Below are 16,997 nucleotides of genomic sequence, written 5' to 3' on the forward strand. Positions count from 1 at the left end.
TGGAATGACGACTGAGTGATGCACTTGAGGAACTTTGCAATGACGACTCGTCAGCCACTGTACAAATCCCTGTATTTGCAAGTGATCGTAGCGATTGCTATCGGTATTTTGCTGGGCCATTACTACCCGGAAACCGGGGTTGCACTCAAACCCCTGGGTGATGGCTTTATCAAACTGATCAAGATGGTAATCGCGCCCATTATTTTCTGTACGGTGGTGAGCGGTATCGCCGGCATGCAAAGCATGAAGTCGGTCGGCAAGACCGGTGGTTATGCGTTGCTCTACTTTGAAGTAGTGTCGACCATCGCCCTGCTGATCGGGCTGGTTGTGGTGAACGTGGTTCAACCGGGCGCGGGCATGCACATTGATGTGGCCACCCTGGACGCCTCCAAAGTAGCGGCCTACGTGACTGCCGGTGCGGACCAGAGCATCGTTGGTTTCATCCTTAACGTGATCCCTTCGACCATCGTCGGCGCGTTTGCCAATGGCGACATCCTGCAAGTGCTGATGTTCTCGGTGATCTTCGGTTTCGCCCTGCATCGACTGGGTGCTTACGGCAAGCCGGTGCTGGACTTTATCGATCGCTTCGCCCACGTGATGTTCAACATCATCAACATGATCATGAAGCTGGCGCCACTGGGTGCGCTGGGTGCCATGGCGTTCACCATCGGTGCCTACGGTGTGGGTTCGCTGGTGCAGCTGGGTCAGTTGATGATCTGCTTCTACATCACTTGCGTGTTGTTCGTACTGGTCGTACTGGGCGGCATCGCTCGCGCTCACGGCTTCAGCATCCTCAAGCTGATTCGCTACATCCGTGAAGAGCTGCTGATCGTTCTGGGCACCTCCTCGTCGGAATCGGCCCTGCCACGCATGCTGGTGAAGATGGAGCGTCTGGGGGCGAAGAAGTCGGTAGTGGGTCTGGTCATTCCGACCGGCTACTCGTTCAACCTCGATGGCACTTCGATCTACCTGACCATGGCTGCCGTGTTCATTGCGCAAGCGACTGACACCCACATGGACATCACTCACCAGATCACTCTGTTGCTGGTGCTGCTGTTGTCGTCCAAAGGCGCTGCAGGCGTGACCGGCAGTGGCTTTATCGTACTGGCCGCGACCTTGTCGGCTGTAGGCCACTTGCCGGTTGCCGGTCTGGCGCTGATTCTGGGTATCGACCGTTTCATGTCCGAAGCCCGTGCCCTGACCAACCTGATTGGTAACGCTGTCGCCACGCTGGTGGTTGCCAAGTGGGTCAAGGAACTGGACGAAGACAAGCTGCAGGTGGAGCTCAGCTCCGGTGGCAGCCCGTTGAATGACATGCGTCCTGTGGACGACCTGGGCGTAGCTGAAGGCGCGGCCCCGGTGCTGTCGAAGTAAGCTCAGGCGGATAAAAAACCCATCTTCGGATGGGTTTTTTTATGCCTGTTCATTCGACGCGGGTTTCACCACTGAACACCAGCGTGTTGCGGCAGCGCCGGCACAGGTAGCCACGACCTTGCTTGACCAGGCCGTGGCGCTGGGCGGAAAACGCGAAATCGCTGTCCGGGCAAGGACAGCGGTAGATATAGCGCGTGGCGCTGCGGCGTTTGATGGCGTAGGTGTGGCAGCGGTTGGGTGGCAGTTCATAGACCCCGCGCATGATCAACTGCCACTCTTCGCCATGGGGCGTGATGCGGTCGCCAAACAATTGGTGGGCAATCAGGTGAGCGACCTCGTGAGCGACTGTTTGCTTGATGAAGTCTTCACTGTTTTCGCGGTACAGCTGTGGATTGAAACGCAGCAGGTTTTCGTGCAAATGCGCGACACCGGCCTTTTGCCCACGTAGCTTGAGACTGACCACGGGGCGTTTGAAGGGGCGTTTGAAAAATTTTTCGGCCTGTTGAAAACAGTCTTCGACGCGGGTATTGAGCAACTCGGGCATGCGGTTCGGTTCTCCAGAGCTGGCGATTATGCCGCAAGCGGCAGGAGTTCCGAAGCTGATCACGCCCAATGGTCATACAACCATTCTGTACCTGCAGGAGCGAGCTTGCTCGCGAGGTTTTTCAACCCCAGCCCTCGCGCCTGCAGGGTTTGCGCTCAGTTGGTATAGACCGGACCTACCCCCAGGCCCCAGATGATCACGGTAAACGCCATGATCGCGACCAGCACCACCAGGCCGACTGCCAGCACTGAACTGGAAAACAAAAACCCTTCGTCCGGGTCGATGTTCATAAAGGTCGGCAGGCCGACATAAAGCAGGTACACGGTGTAACAAATGGCCGCGGTGCCGACCATCATGCCCAGCCACATATGCGGATACAGAGCGGCCAGTCCCCCGATAAACAGGGGCGTAGCAGTGTAAGTGGCGAAGGCGATGCAACGGGCCATGCTTGGTTGCGCATCATAAGTACGCGCCATCCAGTGAATAAAGGCTCCCATCACGCCTACGCCCGCCAGCATCGCGATATAGGACATCAGGGTCATCCACAAGGCGCTGTCGGTGGTCAGCATCACTGCTGCCCGGCTGCCGATGGACCAGCCGACCTGTGTGGTGCCGATAAACGCCGAAATGGCCGGTATGGCAGCCAAAATCAGGGTGTGGGTGAAGTACATATGGCCGATGCTTTCCTCTGCATCGCCACGGATTTCGCGCCACTCTTGATCGGGATGGGTGAAAAGCCCCACTACGTGATGGATCATGGCTATCGCTCCTGTAAAAAACGCATCGCCCCAGAGGGACACGTGCCGGTCGCGCAGCCAGATGGTGGGTTCAGATACATGGGCATGCGGCCTTAGTCGCAGTATAGGAAAACTGATGCCCAATGAACCCGGGCCCTTAGAGCATATTGCGCTGTCAGGCGCCGGCTTATCGCGTTGCTGTCTTTAACCTTTGCAGGGGCTTCGTACAGCGGGTTTTTTTAAGTAAAATCCCCGGTTTTTGGTCTTAACTCGCGGATTTGAAGCGCTATGGGCACTCTTTCGGTCTCTCAAAATAAACTCCAGAAACGCTTGCGCCGACTGACCGGTGAGGCTGTGGCCGACTTCAACATGATTGAGCACGGCGACAAGGTGATGGTCTGCCTGTCGGGTGGAAAAGACAGCTACACGCTGCTGGATGTGCTGCTGCACCTGCAAAAGGTCGCGCCCATCCAGTTCGAAATCGTTGCCGTGAACATGGACCAGAAACAGCCGGGCTTTCCCGAGGACGTGTTGCCGGCCTATCTGAAGTCATTGGGTGTGGAATATCACATCGTTGAAAAAGACACCTACTCGCTGGTCAAGGAACTGATTCCTGAAGGCAAAACCACCTGCTCGCTGTGCTCGCGCTTGCGGCGCGGCACGCTGTACACCTTTGCCGATGAGATAGGTGCGACCAAGATGGCCCTGGGGCATCATCGCGATGACATCGTTGAAACCTTCTTCCTCAACATGTTCTTCAATGGCAACCTCAAGGCGATGCCGCCCAAGCTGCGCTCCGATGACGGTCGCAACGTGGTCATCCGGCCGTTGGCCTACTGCAACGAGAAAGACATCCAGGCCTACTCCGATTGGCAGCAGTTCCCGATTATTCCGTGCAATTTGTGCGGCTCCCAGGAGAACCTGCAGCGTCAGGTGGTTAAAGACATGCTGGTGGAATGGGAGCGCAAGACGCCGGGCCGCACCGAGAGTATCTTTCGCAGCCTGCAAAACGTGATGCCGTCGCAACTGGCGGACCGTAACCTGTACGACTTCAAGAGCCTGAAGATTGACCAAAACGCCGCACCGCGGTTCGTCAATCTGCTCAATCTGTAAGTCTGATAGCCAAGAGGAGAGGGCATGCGCGACTACAAATGGCTGCATGAATATTGTTTGAATCGCTTTGGTTCGTCAGCCGCCCTGGAAGCCGAGTTGCCCGTCCCCAAAACTGCTGAGCAGTTGCGCCGGATCAGTGACGATCGCTACCTGTCGACCCTGGCCTTGCGGGTGTTTCGCGCGGGGCTCAAGCACAGTGTGGTGGATGCCAAGTGGCCGGTATTTGAGCAGGTTTTTTTCGGTTTCGACCCTGAAAAAGTGGTGCTGATGGGGGCCGAGCATCTGGAGCGTCTGATGCAGGATGCGCGGATCATCCGTCACCTGGGCAAGCTCAAAAGCGTGCCGCGCAACGCGCAGATGGTGCTCGACATTGCCAGGGAACACGGCAGTTTCGGCGCCTTTATTGCCGACTGGCCGGTGACCGATATTGTTGGGCTGTGGAAATACCTGGCCAAGCACGGGCACCAGTTGGGCGGGCTGTCGGCGCCGCGCTTTTTACGCATGGTCGGCAAGGACACTTTTGTGCCGAGCTATGACGTGGTGGCGGCGCTGAATGCGCAGCAACTGGTGGACAAGGCGCCGACCAGTTTGCGCGACCTGGCGATAGTGCAGCACGCTTTCAATCAATGGCACGCCGAAAGCGGCCGGCCCATGTGTCAGTTGTCACAGATGCTGGCGTTCACGGTTAATCACTGACATTAGGGCGTTTTTATCGCTGGCAAGCCAGCTCCCACAGAGCGTGCATTTAACTTGTGGGAGCTGGCTTGCCAGCGATGGATTCAAGCACCTTCACCCGCCAGCCGGCGCTCAAGTTGATAGTGCCAGCGCACATGCAGCATGGCGCTGCCAAACACTGCCACGCTGGTAAGCCAGCTCCCACAGAGAGTGCATTTAGCTTGTGGGAGCAGGCTTGCCAGCGATGGATTCAAGCGCCTTCACCCGCCAGCCGGCGATCCAGTTGATAGTGCCAGCGCACATGCAGCATGGTGCTGCCAAACACTGACACGCTGGCAAATCAGCTCCCACAGAGAGTGCATTTGTCTTGTGGGAGCTGGCTTGCCAGCGATGGATTCAAGCGCCTTCACCCGCCAGCCGGCGGTCCAGTTGATAGCGCTAGCGCACATGCTGCATGGCGCTGCCAAACACTGCCACGCTGGCAAGCCAGCTCCCACAGAGCGTGCATTTAACTTGTGGGAGCTGGCTTGCCAGCGATGGATTCAAGCGCCTTCACCCGCCAGCCGGCGGTCCAGTTGATAGCGCCAGCGCACATGCAGCATGGCGCTGCCAAACACTGCCACGCTGGCAAACCAGCTCCCACAGAGCGTGCATTTAACTTGTGGGAGCTGGCTTGCCAGCGATGGAATCAAGCGCCTTCACCCGCCAGCCGGCGGTCCAGTTGATAGCGCCAGCGTACATGCTGCATGGCGCTGCCAAACACTGCCACGCTGGCAAATCAGCTCCCACAGAGAGTGTATTTAACTTGTGGGAGCTGGCTTGCCAGCGATGGATTCAAGCACCTTCACCCGCCAGCCGGCGGTCCAGTCGATAGCGCCAGCGCACATGCAGCATGGCGCTGCCAAACACTGACATGCTGGCAAGCCAGCTCCCACAGAGCGTGCATTTAGCTTGTGGGAGCTGGCTTGCCAGCGATGGGTTCAAGCGCCTTCACCCGCCAGCCGGCGGTCCAGTTGATAGCGCCAGCGCACATACAGCATGGCACTGCAAAACACTGCCACGCTGGCTGCGATTTCCAGCAAACCGAACACCTGCCGGTTCGGGTCGAATGCGGCCAGTGCACCTTTGATCAAGTACAGGTTGACCACATAGCAGGTGAACGAGTGCCCGCGTGCGCTGCCCATCAGCATGCCCGGCACCAGAAACATCAGCGGCACCAGTTCGATCAGCAAGATCACCCAGGGGCGCGCGCCATGCAGGTTGGCGAACCCCAGGTAATAGACGCAGAGCAGGCCGACCAGCCCAAAGAAGCTCACCAGGCTCAGTACCCGCATCAGCTTTACCCGGGGTGCCAGCCACTCGATGGAGGGCAACACTTTTGGCTTTTTAGCCACGGGTGTTCTCCAGTCTCAGGGCGGTGGTCGCCAGGCGCTGCCCCAGTGCCCGGCACAGGGCTACTTCGTGCTCGTCCAGCTTGCGCTTGCCATCCGCTCCGGCATGGTGGCTGGGACCGTAGGGAGTGCCGCCGCCCGTGGTATTGAGCAGCGATGTCTCACTGTAAGGCAGGCCGGTGATCAGCATGCCGTGATGCAGCAAGGGCATCATCATCGACAGCAGGGTGGTTTCCTGGCCGCCGTGCAGGCTGGCGGTGGAGGTGAACACGCCGGCAGGCTTGCCGACCAGGGCACCGGTCAGCCACAGGTTGCTGGTGCCATCCAGAAAGTACTTGAGCGGGGCGGCCATGTTGCCGAAACGGGTCGGGCTGCCGAGCGCCAGACCGGCGCAGTTTTTCAGGTCGTCAAGGCTGGCATACAGCGCGCCCTCGGCCGGAATGTCCGCAGCCACGGCTTCGCATTCGCTGGAGACGGCCGGCACGGTGCGCAACCGCGCTTCAAGGCCGCCCTGCTCGATGCCCCTGGCGATTTGCCGGGCCATTTCATTGGTCGAGCCATTGCGGCTGTAATACAGCACCAGAATGTAGGGTGTGCTCACGGCAGGATCTCCAGGACTTTTTCAGGCGGACGGCCAATGACCGCTTTATCACCTGCCACCAGAATCGGACGTTCGATCAATTTAGGGTGTGCGGCCATAGCGGCGATCAAATCCTCGTCACTGAGGCCGGCATCGCCAAGGTTGAGGGTTTTGTATTCCTCTTCGCCGGTGCGCAGCAACTGGCGCGGGCTGATGTCGAGTTTGCCCAGCAGGCTGTGCAATTGCGCAGCGTCCAGAGGGGTATCGAGGTAGCGCACCACGGTAGGGGTGAGGCCGCGGGCTTCAAGGATTTCCAGCGCACCGCGGGATTTCGAGCAGCGCGGATTGTGATAAAGCGTCAGATCGGTCATGTGCGGGTCGCATCTTGCGTAAGGTGGCGGCTATTCTACCCGTCTGGCGAGCGTGTCTGAACCGCATGCGGTGATTGGCCGCCGTACAAAGATTTTTTGACTGTATTTACCCACAAGGATCAACACATGTTTAAGCGGCTTTTGGCGGTAGTTACCGTCGCCACCACGTTACTGCTGAGCGGTTGCGGTATTGATTACGGGGTCGATCAACATGGACAGAAGGTCGCATCCGAGCGTCTGGACAAGCAATGGAAGGTCATTAATTACTGGGCCGAGTGGTGTGGCCCGTGCCGCATTGAAATCCCGGAACTCAATGAGCTGGAGAAGCAGTTGCAGGGGCAGTCGGTGGGCGTGTTCGGGGTGAACTACGATGGCTTGCAGGGCAAGGAGCTGAGCGATGCCAGTTCTGCGATGGGCATCACCTTCACCGTGCTGGCGCAAGATCCGGCCGAGCATTTTGATCTGCCGCGCAGCGAAGCATTGCCGGTGACCTACATCATTGATGAGAAGGGCAAGGTCATGGCGCAGATGATGGGCGAGCAGACCGCCGCCGGGGTATTGGCCAAGATCAAGGAACTACGCGGTAATTAAGCCCGCTGCCCTGTAGAAGCGAGCGTGTTCGTGATCTTTTAATCTTCAAAGATCACGAACCGGCCCGCTGCTGCAGTGGCGCGGCAATCAGCCTTCTTCAGGCCACAGCCGCAACGGCTTGCCTTCGGCAGGCCAGAAACGCACCTGTTCGATCGGGGAGATGTCCCAGCGCTGTACGGTTTGCAGGGCTTCGAAGAATCGTTGCTCCTGCTCCATCAACGCCGGAGCACAGGCTTTGCGGGTGCTGCCCACGCCACCAAAGGTCAGTTTGTCGCCGTCCAGGGTGTAGGGCGCAAACCAATGATTACAACCACCGTTGCCATAGGCCCGGCCGCCTTCATCGAAGGTCACGGTCAGATGGCTGTAATCCATCAGTGGCCGCTCGCCAATCCATTCCACGACGTAGGCACGGTTGTGCTGCAATTGCACCGGATCGCCTGCGCAGCCTGCCAGGCTTGCGCCCAGCAATGCCAACAGGGTCAGGTGTTTCATAGCGCGGCCTTTTGGCATTGCGGGCACTGGTGCTTGCTGCCTTCAGTGCTCCAGCCCAGCTCGGCAATGCGCAGGCTGGCGGCAGGTTTCTGCGCTTTGGTACCGAGCTTGGCGTCTACCGCGAACTCGAACTTCAGTTCTTTGCCACAGGCATCGCAATTGACTTGCCATTGATGAATCGCCAACTCACCGAAAACCGGTCCTTTGGTGACGGCAACCCACTGGCCGCGCGGGTTGATCAGGTGGCGCACTTTGTCGACGGTCAGGCGCATGGACAAGTCCTTGCTGCCTTTGAGCGTCACGATCAGTACGTCACCGGTCTGGATCGAGCCACCGTTGCCGGTGACTTGATACAGGCCTGGCGCCAGGGCGCGGCATTCAATCAGGGTGTGCTGCGGGTTAAGCAGGCTGTAGCGAAAATCGTGTTCGACCATGGGTCCTCCAAATAGGCCGCTATGCTAGCACGCAGCCGAGGTCTGGCCTTTCAACCTTCGATCAGGTTTTGTGGCGTGCCGTTGCTCCAGGCCGCAATGTTGTCCAGTGTGGTGCCGGCAATCGCGCTGAGTGCCTCGCGGGTGAGAAAGGCCTGGTGCGCAGTAATGATCACGTTGGGGAAGGTCAGCAGCCGCGCCAGCACGTCATCCTGCAACGGTAAATCGGAGCGGTCCTCAAAGAACAGCTGGGCTTCCTCCTCGTACACATCCAGTCCCAGGTAGCCCAACTGACCACTTTTCAGCGCCTCGATCAGTGCCGGTGTGTTGACCAGTGCACCGCGCCCGGTATTGATCAGCATGGCGCCATGTTTGAGGGTCGCCAGCGACTGGCTGTTGATCAGGTGCTTGTTATCCGCAGTCAGCGGGCAGTGCAGGCTGATGATATGCGAGCCTGCCAGCAGCTCGGGCAAGCTTACATACTGCGCACCCAGTGCCAGCAGTTGTGCATTTGGATACGGGTCAAAGCACAGCAGCTTGCAGCCGAAGCCGGCCATGATTTTGCCGAAGGTCGCGCCGATCTGGCCGGTTCCGACCACGCCGACGGTCTTGCCGACCAGGTCAAAGCCGGTCAGCCCGTGCAGGGTGAAGTCGCCTTCGCGGGTTCGGTTGTAGGCGCGGTGCAGGCGGCGGTTAAGCGCCAGGATCAGGGCCACGGCATGTTCTGCCACAGCATGGGGCGAGTAGGCGGGAACCCGCACAACGCTCAAACCCAGGCGCTTGGCGGCGGCAAGATCGACATGGTTGTAGCCGGCCGAGCGCAGGGCGATCAGGCGGGTTCCGCCAGCGGCCAGTTGCTCCAGTACCGGGGCACTCAAATCGTCGTTGATGAACGGGCAGACCACCTCGTAATCATGGGCAATGGCCGCAGTATCGAGGCTCAGGCGCGCCGGTTGAAAGTGCAGTTCAAGACCCTCGGGTTGCGCGGCGGCAGTAAAACTGTCGCGGTCGTAGGTCTGGCTGCTGAACAGGATCGTGCGCATGAGATCTTCCTTGGGGTGTGTGGGGTGGTGACGGTCTTGCCTGGTTACGCGGTACTGCGTGCCTCTTTGGCCAGGCGGATAATGGCCTCGTCCAGTTCGTTGAGGGCGGCGTAGGCGTGCGGGCTTTCTTGCTTGAGCAGGGTTTCGCTGCGCTGGCAGGCGGCACGCAATTGCGGTACCCCGCAGTAACGTGTTGCACCGTGCAGACGGTGTACGCGTTCGATCAGTGCATTGTTGTCCTGGTCCTTGCGCGCCAACAGGATCGCTTCACGATCTGCCTCCAGCGAGGCCAGAAGCATGGCCAGCATGTCGATAGCCAGATCGGCTTTGCCAGCGGCCAGTCGCAGGCCTTCTTCGTGATCAAGAATCGGTAGTTTGGCGTTGGGGCGGGCAGGCTCGTAGCCGCTGTCCTGGACTTGATTGCGCAACGCCAGCCCGGTCCACTTCAGCACCACTTGCGCCAACTGCCGTTCGCTGATGGGTTTGGTCAGGTAGTCGTCCATGCCGCTCTGCAGCAGGGCGCGTTTTTCGTTGGCCATGGCGTGGGCCGTCAGCGCGACAATGGGCAGCGGCGCATTGTGCTGCCCGGTTTCCCACTGGCGCACCACTTCGGTGGTTTCCCGCCCGTCCATGCCGGGCATCTGGACGTCCATCAGCACCAGGTCGAAGGCTTCATTCTTGACCGCTTCAATGGCGGCATAGCCGCTGTCCACGGCCGTTACCTTGGACCCCATGTCTTCCAGAAGGGTTTGCACCAGCAACAGGTTGGCCGGGTTGTCATCGACGCACAAAATTCGCGGTGCACGGCTGGCCAGCAGTTCGCCGGGCTCGGTACGGGCCTGTCGCGGGTTGATCAGGTCGGCCAGGGTGCGCCGCAGTTTCCGGGTGCAGGCAGGTTTGGATTGCAACTGGCTGTGGGGATTGGGCACCGCCGTATTGAACAGGACCTGCTCGGTGGTCGGGCACAGCACCAGGACTTTGCAGCCCATATGTTCGAGGTCCCAAATATGCTGGTTGAGGCGCTCGGGCGGCATGTCTTTGGCCGTGACCCCAAGGACCGCCAGATCAATGGCCTGAGGCGTCTGATGGGCACCGGTCACGCAATTGGTGAGCTTCTCCAGGGTGGTAAACGGCGTGACTTCAAGTCCGCAGTCTTCCAGTTGATGCTGCAATGCCTGGCGTGCCAGATCGTGTTTCTCCAGCAAGGCTACGCGCCGGCCCGGCAGCGGGGCGGCGGGCAAATCTTCAGCATCGTCCCGGGCTTTGGGCAGCTTGACGCTGATCCAGAACACCGAGCCTTCGCCGGGGGTGCTCTCAACGCCAATTTCGCCGCCCATCTGTTCCACCAGACGCTTGGAAATGACCAGTCCCAGGCCAGTACCGCCGGGTTGGCGTGACAGGGAATTGTCGGCCTGGCTAAAGGCCTGGAACAGTGCCCGTACATCCTGGCTGGTCAGGCCGATACCTGTGTCTTGCACGCTGATGCGCAACTGCACGCAGCCGTCGGCATTATTGTCATCTTCATCTTCGAGCATGGCCCGCACCGCAATCGTGCCCTCGCGGGTGAACTTGATGGCGTTGTTGACCAGGTTGGTGAGGATTTGCTTGAGCCGTAACGGATCGCCAATCAGCGACAGGGGGGTGTCGCGGTAGACCAGACTGACCAGCTCCAGGCTTTTTTCGTGGGCTGACGGGGCAAGGATGGTCAAGGTGTCCTGCAACAGGTCGCGCAGGTTGAACGGGGTACTGTCCAGTACCAGCTTGCCGGCTTCGATTTTCGAGAAGTCCAGAATCTCGTTGATGATGCCCAGCAGGCTGTCGGCAGATTTCTCTATGGTGCTCAGGTAATCGTACTGGCGGGGTGTCAGCTCGCTTTTTTGCAGCAAGTGGGTGAAGCCCAGGATGCCATTGAGCGGGGTGCGGATTTCGTGGCTCATGTTGGCCAGAAATTCGGACTTGATGCGGCTGGCCTCAAGCGCTTCCTTGCGGGCCAGATCGAGCTCCAGGTTCTGGATCTCGATGGTTTCGAGGTTTTGACGCACGTCCTCGGTGGCTTGGTCGACGCTGTGTTGCAGTTCTTCCTGGGCATTTTGCAGGGTTTCGGCCATGCGGTTGATGCCTGAGGCCAGTTCGTCCAGCTCGTGGCTGCCCAGGGGTGGCAAGCGGGTTTGCAACTTGCCGTCCTTGAGCTGGGACACGGCATGTTTGATCCGGTCCAGGGGAGCATTGATCGTGCGACTCAAACGCAATGCCAGCAGCGTGGTAAACACCAGTCCGCTGACAATCAGCATCAAGCTGGCAAACAGGCTGCGGTAGCCGCGCAACAGCATGTTGTTATGGGACAGTTCAAGCTCGACCCAGCCCAGCAGGCGATGGGCTTCGTTAGGTATTACATCGCCCGCCAGGTTGCGATGACGACCAAATACGGGCAACAGATAGCGTGTGGCATCGTTGTCGGAGCGCTGCTGTAGTTGGGTGCCGTAACCCAGTGGCGGCTGGTTGATCATGGTCGGGCCGGTATGCACCAGAGGTTCGTGGTTGGCATCAAGGAATGCCACGGACCGTACATCTTGTTGTTCCAGGGCTTCGTTGGCGATGCGGGTCAGCAGGGCAATGTCATTGCGGCCCATTGCGGGGGCAGCCAGGGGGGCGAGCTGTTCGGCGATCATTTCGCCGCGTTGCAACAGTTGCGCTTGCAGCTCTGACTGCTGCAACCACGTGAAGTAGCCACCCAGTACCATCGCCATCAGCGTGACGGGCAATAACGTGAGCAACAACACACGACCTTTGATACCCAGGTTCTTAAGCACGCAACTCTCCAGCCCTACATTCTTATAAGTGTTTCCTGAGCGTCCGGCGCAGGCCAGGTGCCAGTGTAGCCATTTGAAGCATGGCAAATCCGTGAAAATTTGTCGTCAAGGCCTGGATCAGGCTTTGTAGACCCTGTGCCGGTTGCTCGTGGTGGCCCAATATTGAATAATCGATGATTGAGAATTACTTGCAGACGCTAATGAATCCCGTAGCTGTTAGCCCGTCCCGCCTGTTGGCGATAGAAGACGACCCTGTTCTGGGCGCCTACCTGCATGAGCAGTTGCTGCGCTGCGGGTTTGAGGTCGTTTGGTGTCAAAACGGTCAGGAGGGGCTGGCACGTGCCCGGCAAGAACCGTTTGACGTGGTGCTGATGGATATCCTGCTGCCGGGCATGAATGGCCTGCAGGTGCTCACGCAATTGCGCCAGACCCATGCACTGCCAGTGATTCTGATGTCTGCCCTGGGGGCCGAGGCGGATCGTATCAGCGGCTTTCAGCTGGGAGCCGATGACTACTTGCCCAAACCGTTCAGCATGGCCGAATTGCGGGTGCGGATTCAGGCCATCCTGCGCCGGGTCGCGCTGGACCGCATGCCGCGCCAGGCACCGGTGGCGGATGGGGCCCCGGGCGAGTGCGAGCTGTTTGTCGATGAAGAAACTGCCGATGTGCGCTATGGCCAGCAATGGGCCGGCCTGACCCGCAGTGAATACCGTTTGCTCGACACGCTGCAGCGCAATCCCGATGAAGTACTGAGCAAGGCATTCCTCTATCAACAGGTGCTGCAGCGCGGCTATGCGGCCCACGACCGCAGCCTGGACATGCATATCAGCCAGATCCGGCGAAAACTCAAAACCATCGGCTACCACACACGGGAAGTGCGTACGGTGTGGGGCAAGGGGTACGTCTTGAGTGCCAGCGATGCGCTGTAAGGTGCCCGGCAAGCATTCGGTGTTCTGGAAACTGGCGTGTTTGCTGGTGGCTTTTTGTTTGTTGATGATCTGGCTCAGTTGGTCCTGGGGCCGCTACATGGACAAGCGCACCGGCTATTTAACCGAGCTGGCACAGAGCACCCTGGTGCGCTATGCGGGGGAGGCCGAACGCGCCTGGGAGACCGGCCAGCAAGCGGGTGTCGACCAGTGGTTGCAGAAGATGGGGCGCAAGGAGCCTGGCTGGATCGGTGTGGTGGGGCAGGACCTGCAAGCACTCAGCAGTTATCCGTTGAGCGAGACCGAAAGTCAGCGAATGACCTTTCTGCGCGGTCTGGACTGGCCCATCAGCCACGTCAGAACGGCCCGGCCGTGGATCAAGGTGCCGTTCCCCAAGGATACTTCTGCGGGGTACCTGATTATTGAACTGCCCCAGCGCTTTATGCCGGGCCATTCGCAACTGATCTGGCGCATTCTCACCAACGGTGTGATTCCGGGCCTGTTCACGTTGCTGCTATGTGTGGGGCTGTACCGCTTACTGATCGTGCCGCTGAACCATTTGCGCGAGCAGGCCAGCGCCTGGCGGGCCGATCAGCTGGGTACAAGGCTGTCGAGCCAGACCACCAGCCGTCAGGACGAGCTGGGGGACCTGGGGCGGGCATTCGATCAAATGTCCGAGCGCCTGCAAAGTACCGTCAACCAGCAGCAACAACTGCTGCGCGACTTGTCCCATGAGCTGCGAACGCCTTTGAGTCGGCTGCGGGTGGCCTGTGACAGCGAGCAGGACCTTGAGGCCCTGCGCGAACGTCTGGGCCGTGAAGTTGATGGCATGCAGCGGCTGGTCGAAGACACCCTGCAACTGGCCTGGCTGGATGCCGAACGCGGGCCGTTGCCGGTGGAAGACATTCAGATCCAGGCGCTGTGGGAGATGCTCACTGAAAACGCCGGCTTTGAAAGTGGCTGGCCGCAATCGCGGTTGCCCTGCTTTGTTGAAGCTGATTGTTGGGTGCGAGGGCATTTGAACAGCCTGGCCCAGGCCCTGGAGAACATCCTGCGTAATGCCATTCGTCACTCTCCGGCCGAAGGTACTGTCAGTCTGAACGGGCAGCGCGAGGGCGAGATGTGGCATTTGTGGCTCGATGATCAGGGCGGCGGGGTGGCGGCTGAAGAGCTGGAACGGATCTTCGCCCCCTTTACCCGGCTCGATGGTTCACGCCCGGGTGATGGTGGCTTTGGTCTGGGCCTGAGCATTGCGCGCAATGCGCTGCGGCTGCAGGGCGGCAGTTTGTGGGCGGAAAATGTCGGGCCGGGCTTGCGGGTGCATATCCGGTTACCGGCCAGTTCCGGGCAGTCCTGATTACTTGTGGGGGCTTGCCGGCGCTGGGGGTTTTCCAGCCCCGGTTGTTCACCTCACAGGCAAGCCGTCTGCCACCGGGTTTGCAGTGTTTGCCCGGGAGGCTTATAGCCTTTCGCCATAAGCACCGTACTTTGCGTGATATGGGCTGTGGGCGTTTGTCGGTATGATGTGCGGCCCCGCGGTCTGGATTGCGAATACGCCATGATATTGCAGTACCCAACTATCGCCGATTGCGTCGGCAACACCCCGCTGGTGCGCTTGCAGCGCCTGGCGGGAGACACCACCAATACCTTGTTGCTCAAGCTCGAAGGGAATAACCCTGCGGGTTCGGTCAAGGATCGCCCGGCTCTGTCGATGATCAGCCGCGCCGAAAACCGCGGCCAGATCCAGGCCGGCGATACCTTGATTGAAGCCACCTCGGGCAATACCGGGATTGCGCTGGCGATGGCTGCCGCGATCAAGGGCTACAAGATGATCCTGATCATGCCCGACAATTCCAGTGCCGAGCGCAAGGCCGCCATGACCGCCTATGGCGCCGAGCTGATTCTGGTCAGCCAGGAAGAGGGCATGGAAGGGGCCCGCGACCTGGCCGACAAGATGCAGGCCGAAGGCCGTGGCAAGGTGCTCGATCAGTTCGCCAACGGTGATAACCCCGAGGCGCATTACACCAGCACCGGCCCGGAAATCTGGCGCCAGACCCAGGGTACGATCACCCACTTCATCAGTTCGATGGGTACCACCGGCACCATCATGGGCGTTTCGCGCTATCTCAAAGAGCAAAACCCGAACGTGCAGATCGTCGGTTTGCAGCCGATGGAGGGCGCCGCCATTCCGGGCATCCGTCGTTGGCCACATGAGTATCTGCCCAAGATTTATCAGGCCGACCGGGTTGACCGGATCGTCGACATGGCCCAGCGCGAAGCCGAAGACGTGACGCGTCGCCTGGCCCGGGAAGAAGGCATTTTCTGCGGTGTGTCTTCAGGCGGGGCAGTGGCAGCGATGCTGCGCTTGTCCCAGGAAGTCGAAAATGCGGTGATGGTCGCGATCATTTGCGACCGGGGCGATCGTTATCTGTCGACCGGCATTTACGATGAGCCGAACTGATGGCTAAGCAAGAAAGAGGGCTGCGCTTCCAGCCAGCTGGCGGTACCAAGGCTGCGCAAGTGCCTGTGGGCAAAAAACAGCGTTTGAACATCGAGCGTCTGGCTAACGATGGCCGTGGCATAGCCTTTGTAGAAGGGCGTACCTGGTTTGTCTCGGGCGCCCTGGCCGCAGAGGAAGTAGAAGCACGGGTTCTGGGGGCGCACGGTAAAGTCGTCGAAGCGCGTACCGAGCGCGTGTTCAAGGCCAGCGACGTACGGCGCGTGGCCCCTTGTGCCCATGCAGGTAAATGCGGTGGTTGCAGCCTGCAACACTTGCCCCATGAAGAGCAGCTTGCACTTAAACAGCGCATGCTCGCCGAGCAACTGTCCCGCGTGGCCGGTGTCGAACCTCAGGAGTGGGCGCCGCCGCTGACCGGCCCCGAGTTTGGCTATCGCCGCCGGGCACGCATTGCCGTGCGCTGGGATGCGCGGGCCAAGCACCTGGAGGTCGGTTTCCGCGCTGCCGGCAGTCAGGACATCGTGGCCATCGATCACTGTTTGGTGTTGGTACAGGCATTGCAACCTATCATGGCCGGGTTGCCTGCCATGTTGCGTCAACTGAGCAATCCCAAGGCTTTGGGGCATGTCGAACTGTTCAGCGGTTCGGCGATTGCCGTGTTGCTGCGTCATATGGCACCGCTTAACGATGCCGACATGCAGGTTTTACACGCATTTTGCCGCACCCATGACGCCCAGCTGTGGCTGCATGGCGACGCCGGGCCACAGCCGGTCGATGTGAACCAGAACCTGGGCTACCGTTTGCAGACGTGGAATCTGGAGTTGGCCTATCGCCCGGGTGATTTTGTTCAGGTCAACGCCGGCGTCAACGAAGCGATGGTGTCTCAAGCATTAGCGTGGCTTGCTCCGCAAGCTGATGAACGGGTTCTTGACTTGTTCTGTGGGCTGGGTAACTTCGCATTACCGCTGGCGAGCCAGGTGCGCGAGGTGGTGGCTGTCGAAGGTGTTGCGACCATGGTCGAACGCGCCGCGCAAAACGCGGTCAGTAACAAGCTGAATAATGCAGCGTTTTTCCAGGCGGACTTGTCGCAGCCGCTGGACGACGCAGCCTGGGCCAAAGAGGGCTTTGCCGCCGTACTGCTCGACCCGCCGCGTGACGGGGCTTATGAAGTGGTGCGCAAACTGGCGGGGCTGGGTGCCAAACGTTTGGTGTATGTGTCGTGCAACCCGGCAACGCTGGCGCGCGACACCCTTGAGTTGATGAAGCAGGGTTATCGGTTAAAACGTGCCGCAATCCTCGATATGTTCCCGCAAACAGCGCATGTCGAGGCGATGGCGTTATTTGAAGCAGACTAGGACGTCTGTCTATTTCAACTGGCCCGCAACCCCGTGCTGCTGAGCCCTGCAGCGCGTGGTTGGTATTAGGGGCGGTGATTTTGACACATTGAATCTGTGTCGTAGG

17 protein-coding genes and 2 pseudogenes are annotated in these 16,997 nt (G+C 59.5%); 8 read left to right on the plus strand and 11 right to left on the minus strand.

Going from position 1 to position 16,997, the window contains the following annotated elements:
• The first annotated feature begins 39 nt into the window (after window positions 1–39).
• Window positions 40–1,374 (plus strand): dicarboxylate/amino acid:cation symporter, encoded by a 1,335-nt coding sequence (locus tag FEZ21_RS09030; RefSeq protein WP_003442846.1) that lies wholly within the window; start codon window positions 40–42, stop codon window positions 1,372–1,374.
• A gap of 49 nt (window positions 1,375–1,423) precedes the next feature.
• Here the strand turns inward: FEZ21_RS09030 and FEZ21_RS09035 are convergent, their stop codons facing one another.
• Together FEZ21_RS09035 and FEZ21_RS09040 are read right to left on the minus strand one after the other, a co-directional pair.
• Window positions 1,424–1,918, minus strand: a complete 495-nt coding sequence (locus tag FEZ21_RS09035) for a SprT family zinc-dependent metalloprotease (RefSeq protein ID WP_010655746.1) — start codon at window positions 1,916–1,918, stop codon at window positions 1,424–1,426.
• 155 nt (window positions 1,919–2,073) lie between these two features.
• Window positions 2,074–2,676 carry a Yip1 family protein gene (locus FEZ21_RS09040; RefSeq protein ID WP_003442844.1) on the minus strand — a complete coding sequence of 201 codons (603 nt, stop codon included), beginning with the start codon at window positions 2,674–2,676 and terminating at the stop codon, window positions 2,074–2,076.
• A 267-nt stretch (window positions 2,677–2,943) separates the two neighbouring features.
• Here FEZ21_RS09040 and ttcA point away from each other — a divergent pair, with 267 nt between their 5' ends.
• Together ttcA and FEZ21_RS09050 are read left to right on the plus strand one after the other, a co-directional pair.
• The gene (gene ttcA, locus FEZ21_RS09045) at window positions 2,944–3,768 is read left to right on the plus strand and encodes a tRNA 2-thiocytidine(32) synthetase TtcA (protein ID WP_003442843.1); all 825 of its coding nucleotides are present in this window, start codon (window positions 2,944–2,946) and stop codon (window positions 3,766–3,768) included.
• A gap of 24 nt (window positions 3,769–3,792) precedes the next feature.
• Window positions 3,793–4,464: a DNA-3-methyladenine glycosylase I gene (locus FEZ21_RS09050; RefSeq protein WP_160626906.1), complete on the plus strand. Its 672-nt coding sequence runs from the start codon at window positions 3,793–3,795 to the stop codon at window positions 4,462–4,464.
• A gap of 521 nt (window positions 4,465–4,985) precedes the next feature.
• Here the strand turns inward: FEZ21_RS09050 and FEZ21_RS09060 are convergent.
• The 5 genes and pseudogenes from FEZ21_RS09060 to arsC all read right to left on the minus strand — a co-directional run.
• A pseudogene (locus tag FEZ21_RS09060) lies at window positions 4,986–5,072 on the minus strand (DUF2069 domain-containing protein); the annotation flags it as partial.
• 59 nt (window positions 5,073–5,131) lie between these two features.
• Window positions 5,132–5,218 (minus strand): annotated as a pseudogene (locus tag FEZ21_RS22605) (DUF2069 domain-containing protein); the annotation flags it as partial.
• A gap of 205 nt (window positions 5,219–5,423) precedes the next feature.
• Window positions 5,424–5,837, minus strand: a complete 414-nt coding sequence (locus FEZ21_RS09075; RefSeq protein WP_003442841.1) for a DUF2069 domain-containing protein — start codon at window positions 5,835–5,837, stop codon at window positions 5,424–5,426.
• Complete coding sequence (gene wrbA / locus FEZ21_RS09080; RefSeq protein WP_010655748.1) at window positions 5,830–6,435, minus strand: NAD(P)H:quinone oxidoreductase; 606 nt, start codon at window positions 6,433–6,435, stop codon at window positions 5,830–5,832. Before wrbA ends, FEZ21_RS09075 begins: the two co-directional genes overlap by 8 nt.
• Entirely contained in the window at window positions 6,432–6,785 is a 354-nt protein-coding gene (gene arsC / locus FEZ21_RS09085; RefSeq protein WP_003442835.1) for an arsenate reductase (glutaredoxin), read from the minus strand. Before arsC ends, wrbA begins: the two co-directional genes overlap by 4 nt.
• A 126-nt stretch (window positions 6,786–6,911) precedes the next feature.
• Here arsC and FEZ21_RS09090 point away from each other — a divergent pair, with 126 nt between their 5' ends.
• The gene (locus FEZ21_RS09090; RefSeq protein WP_003442832.1) at window positions 6,912–7,376 is read left to right on the plus strand and encodes a TlpA disulfide reductase family protein; all 465 of its coding nucleotides are present in this window, start codon (window positions 6,912–6,914) and stop codon (window positions 7,374–7,376) included.
• Window positions 7,377–7,463: 87 nt separating this feature from the next.
• Here FEZ21_RS09090 and FEZ21_RS09095 read toward each other — a convergent pair whose 3' ends face one another.
• The 4 genes from FEZ21_RS09095 to FEZ21_RS09110 are packed head-to-tail and all read right to left on the minus strand — an operon-like array spanning window position 7,464 to window position 12,152.
• Entirely contained in the window at window positions 7,464–7,868 is a 405-nt protein-coding gene (locus FEZ21_RS09095; RefSeq protein ID WP_003442829.1) for an META domain-containing protein, read from the minus strand.
• Window positions 7,865–8,302: a hypothetical protein gene (locus tag FEZ21_RS09100; protein ID WP_003442826.1), complete on the minus strand. Its 438-nt coding sequence runs from the start codon at window positions 8,300–8,302 to the stop codon at window positions 7,865–7,867. The genes FEZ21_RS09095 and FEZ21_RS09100 overlap by 4 nt, the downstream gene beginning before the upstream one ends.
• A gap of 50 nt (window positions 8,303–8,352) precedes the next feature.
• Window positions 8,353–9,342 carry a 2-hydroxyacid dehydrogenase gene (locus tag FEZ21_RS09105; RefSeq protein WP_003442823.1) on the minus strand — a complete coding sequence of 330 codons (990 nt, stop codon included), beginning with the start codon at window positions 9,340–9,342 and terminating at the stop codon, window positions 8,353–8,355.
• Window positions 9,343–9,386: 44 nt separating this feature from the next.
• Window positions 9,387–12,152 carry a response regulator gene (locus tag FEZ21_RS09110; protein WP_160626908.1) on the minus strand — a complete coding sequence of 922 codons (2,766 nt, stop codon included), beginning with the start codon at window positions 12,150–12,152 and terminating at the stop codon, window positions 9,387–9,389.
• A gap of 200 nt (window positions 12,153–12,352) precedes the next feature.
• On the opposite strand from FEZ21_RS09110, the gene FEZ21_RS09115 reads away from it, so the two are divergent.
• From FEZ21_RS09115 to rlmD, 4 genes are all read left to right on the plus strand, one after another.
• Window positions 12,353–13,081: a response regulator transcription factor gene (locus FEZ21_RS09115; RefSeq protein ID WP_010655749.1), complete on the plus strand. Its 729-nt coding sequence runs from the start codon at window positions 12,353–12,355 to the stop codon at window positions 13,079–13,081.
• Complete coding sequence (locus FEZ21_RS09120; RefSeq protein ID WP_160626910.1) at window positions 13,071–14,435, plus strand: sensor histidine kinase; 1,365 nt, start codon at window positions 13,071–13,073, stop codon at window positions 14,433–14,435. The genes FEZ21_RS09115 and FEZ21_RS09120 overlap by 11 nt, the downstream gene beginning before the upstream one ends.
• Before the next feature lie 201 nt (window positions 14,436–14,636).
• Complete coding sequence (cysM, locus tag FEZ21_RS09125; RefSeq protein WP_029612294.1) at window positions 14,637–15,539, plus strand: cysteine synthase CysM; 903 nt, start codon at window positions 14,637–14,639, stop codon at window positions 15,537–15,539.
• Window positions 15,539–16,891 (plus strand): 23S rRNA (uracil(1939)-C(5))-methyltransferase RlmD, encoded by a 1,353-nt coding sequence (rlmD, locus tag FEZ21_RS09130; RefSeq protein WP_160626913.1) that lies wholly within the window; start codon window positions 15,539–15,541, stop codon window positions 16,889–16,891. Before cysM ends, rlmD begins: the two co-directional genes overlap by 1 nt.
• Window positions 16,892–16,997 lie beyond the last annotated feature (106 nt).

Source organism: Pseudomonas sp. 9.1(2019) (assembly GCF_009910445.1).
GTDB classification, from domain to species: Bacteria; Pseudomonadota; Gammaproteobacteria; order Pseudomonadales; family Pseudomonadaceae; genus Aquipseudomonas; species Aquipseudomonas paraversuta.

Excerpts from the sequence above, each read along its gene's own strand:
- FEZ21_RS09030 (WP_003442846.1), top strand. The coding sequence starts at position 40 with ATGACGACTCGTCAGCCACTGTACAAATCCCTGTATTTGCAAGTGATC.
- FEZ21_RS09035 (WP_010655746.1), bottom strand. The coding sequence starts at position 1,918 with ATGCCCGAGTTGCTCAATACCCGCGTCGAAGACTGTTTTCAACAGGCC.
- FEZ21_RS09040 (WP_003442844.1), bottom strand. The coding sequence starts at position 2,676 with ATGATCCATCACGTAGTGGGGCTTTTCACCCATCCCGATCAAGAGTGG.
- ttcA (WP_003442843.1), top strand. The coding sequence starts at position 2,944 with ATGGGCACTCTTTCGGTCTCTCAAAATAAACTCCAGAAACGCTTGCGC.
- FEZ21_RS09050 (WP_160626906.1), top strand. The coding sequence starts at position 3,793 with ATGCGCGACTACAAATGGCTGCATGAATATTGTTTGAATCGCTTTGGT.
- arsC (WP_003442835.1), bottom strand. The coding sequence starts at position 6,785 with ATGACCGATCTGACGCTTTATCACAATCCGCGCTGCTCGAAATCCCGC.
- FEZ21_RS09090 (WP_003442832.1), top strand. The coding sequence starts at position 6,912 with ATGTTTAAGCGGCTTTTGGCGGTAGTTACCGTCGCCACCACGTTACTG.
- FEZ21_RS09095 (WP_003442829.1), bottom strand. The coding sequence starts at position 7,868 with ATGAAACACCTGACCCTGTTGGCATTGCTGGGCGCAAGCCTGGCAGGC.
- FEZ21_RS09100 (WP_003442826.1), bottom strand. The coding sequence starts at position 8,302 with ATGGTCGAACACGATTTTCGCTACAGCCTGCTTAACCCGCAGCACACC.
- FEZ21_RS09105 (WP_003442823.1), bottom strand. The coding sequence starts at position 9,342 with ATGCGCACGATCCTGTTCAGCAGCCAGACCTACGACCGCGACAGTTTT.
- FEZ21_RS09115 (WP_010655749.1), top strand. The coding sequence starts at position 12,353 with ATGAATCCCGTAGCTGTTAGCCCGTCCCGCCTGTTGGCGATAGAAGAC.
- FEZ21_RS09120 (WP_160626910.1), top strand. The coding sequence starts at position 13,071 with ATGCGCTGTAAGGTGCCCGGCAAGCATTCGGTGTTCTGGAAACTGGCG.
- cysM (WP_029612294.1), top strand. The coding sequence starts at position 14,637 with ATGATATTGCAGTACCCAACTATCGCCGATTGCGTCGGCAACACCCCG.
- rlmD (WP_160626913.1), top strand. The coding sequence starts at position 15,539 with ATGGCTAAGCAAGAAAGAGGGCTGCGCTTCCAGCCAGCTGGCGGTACC.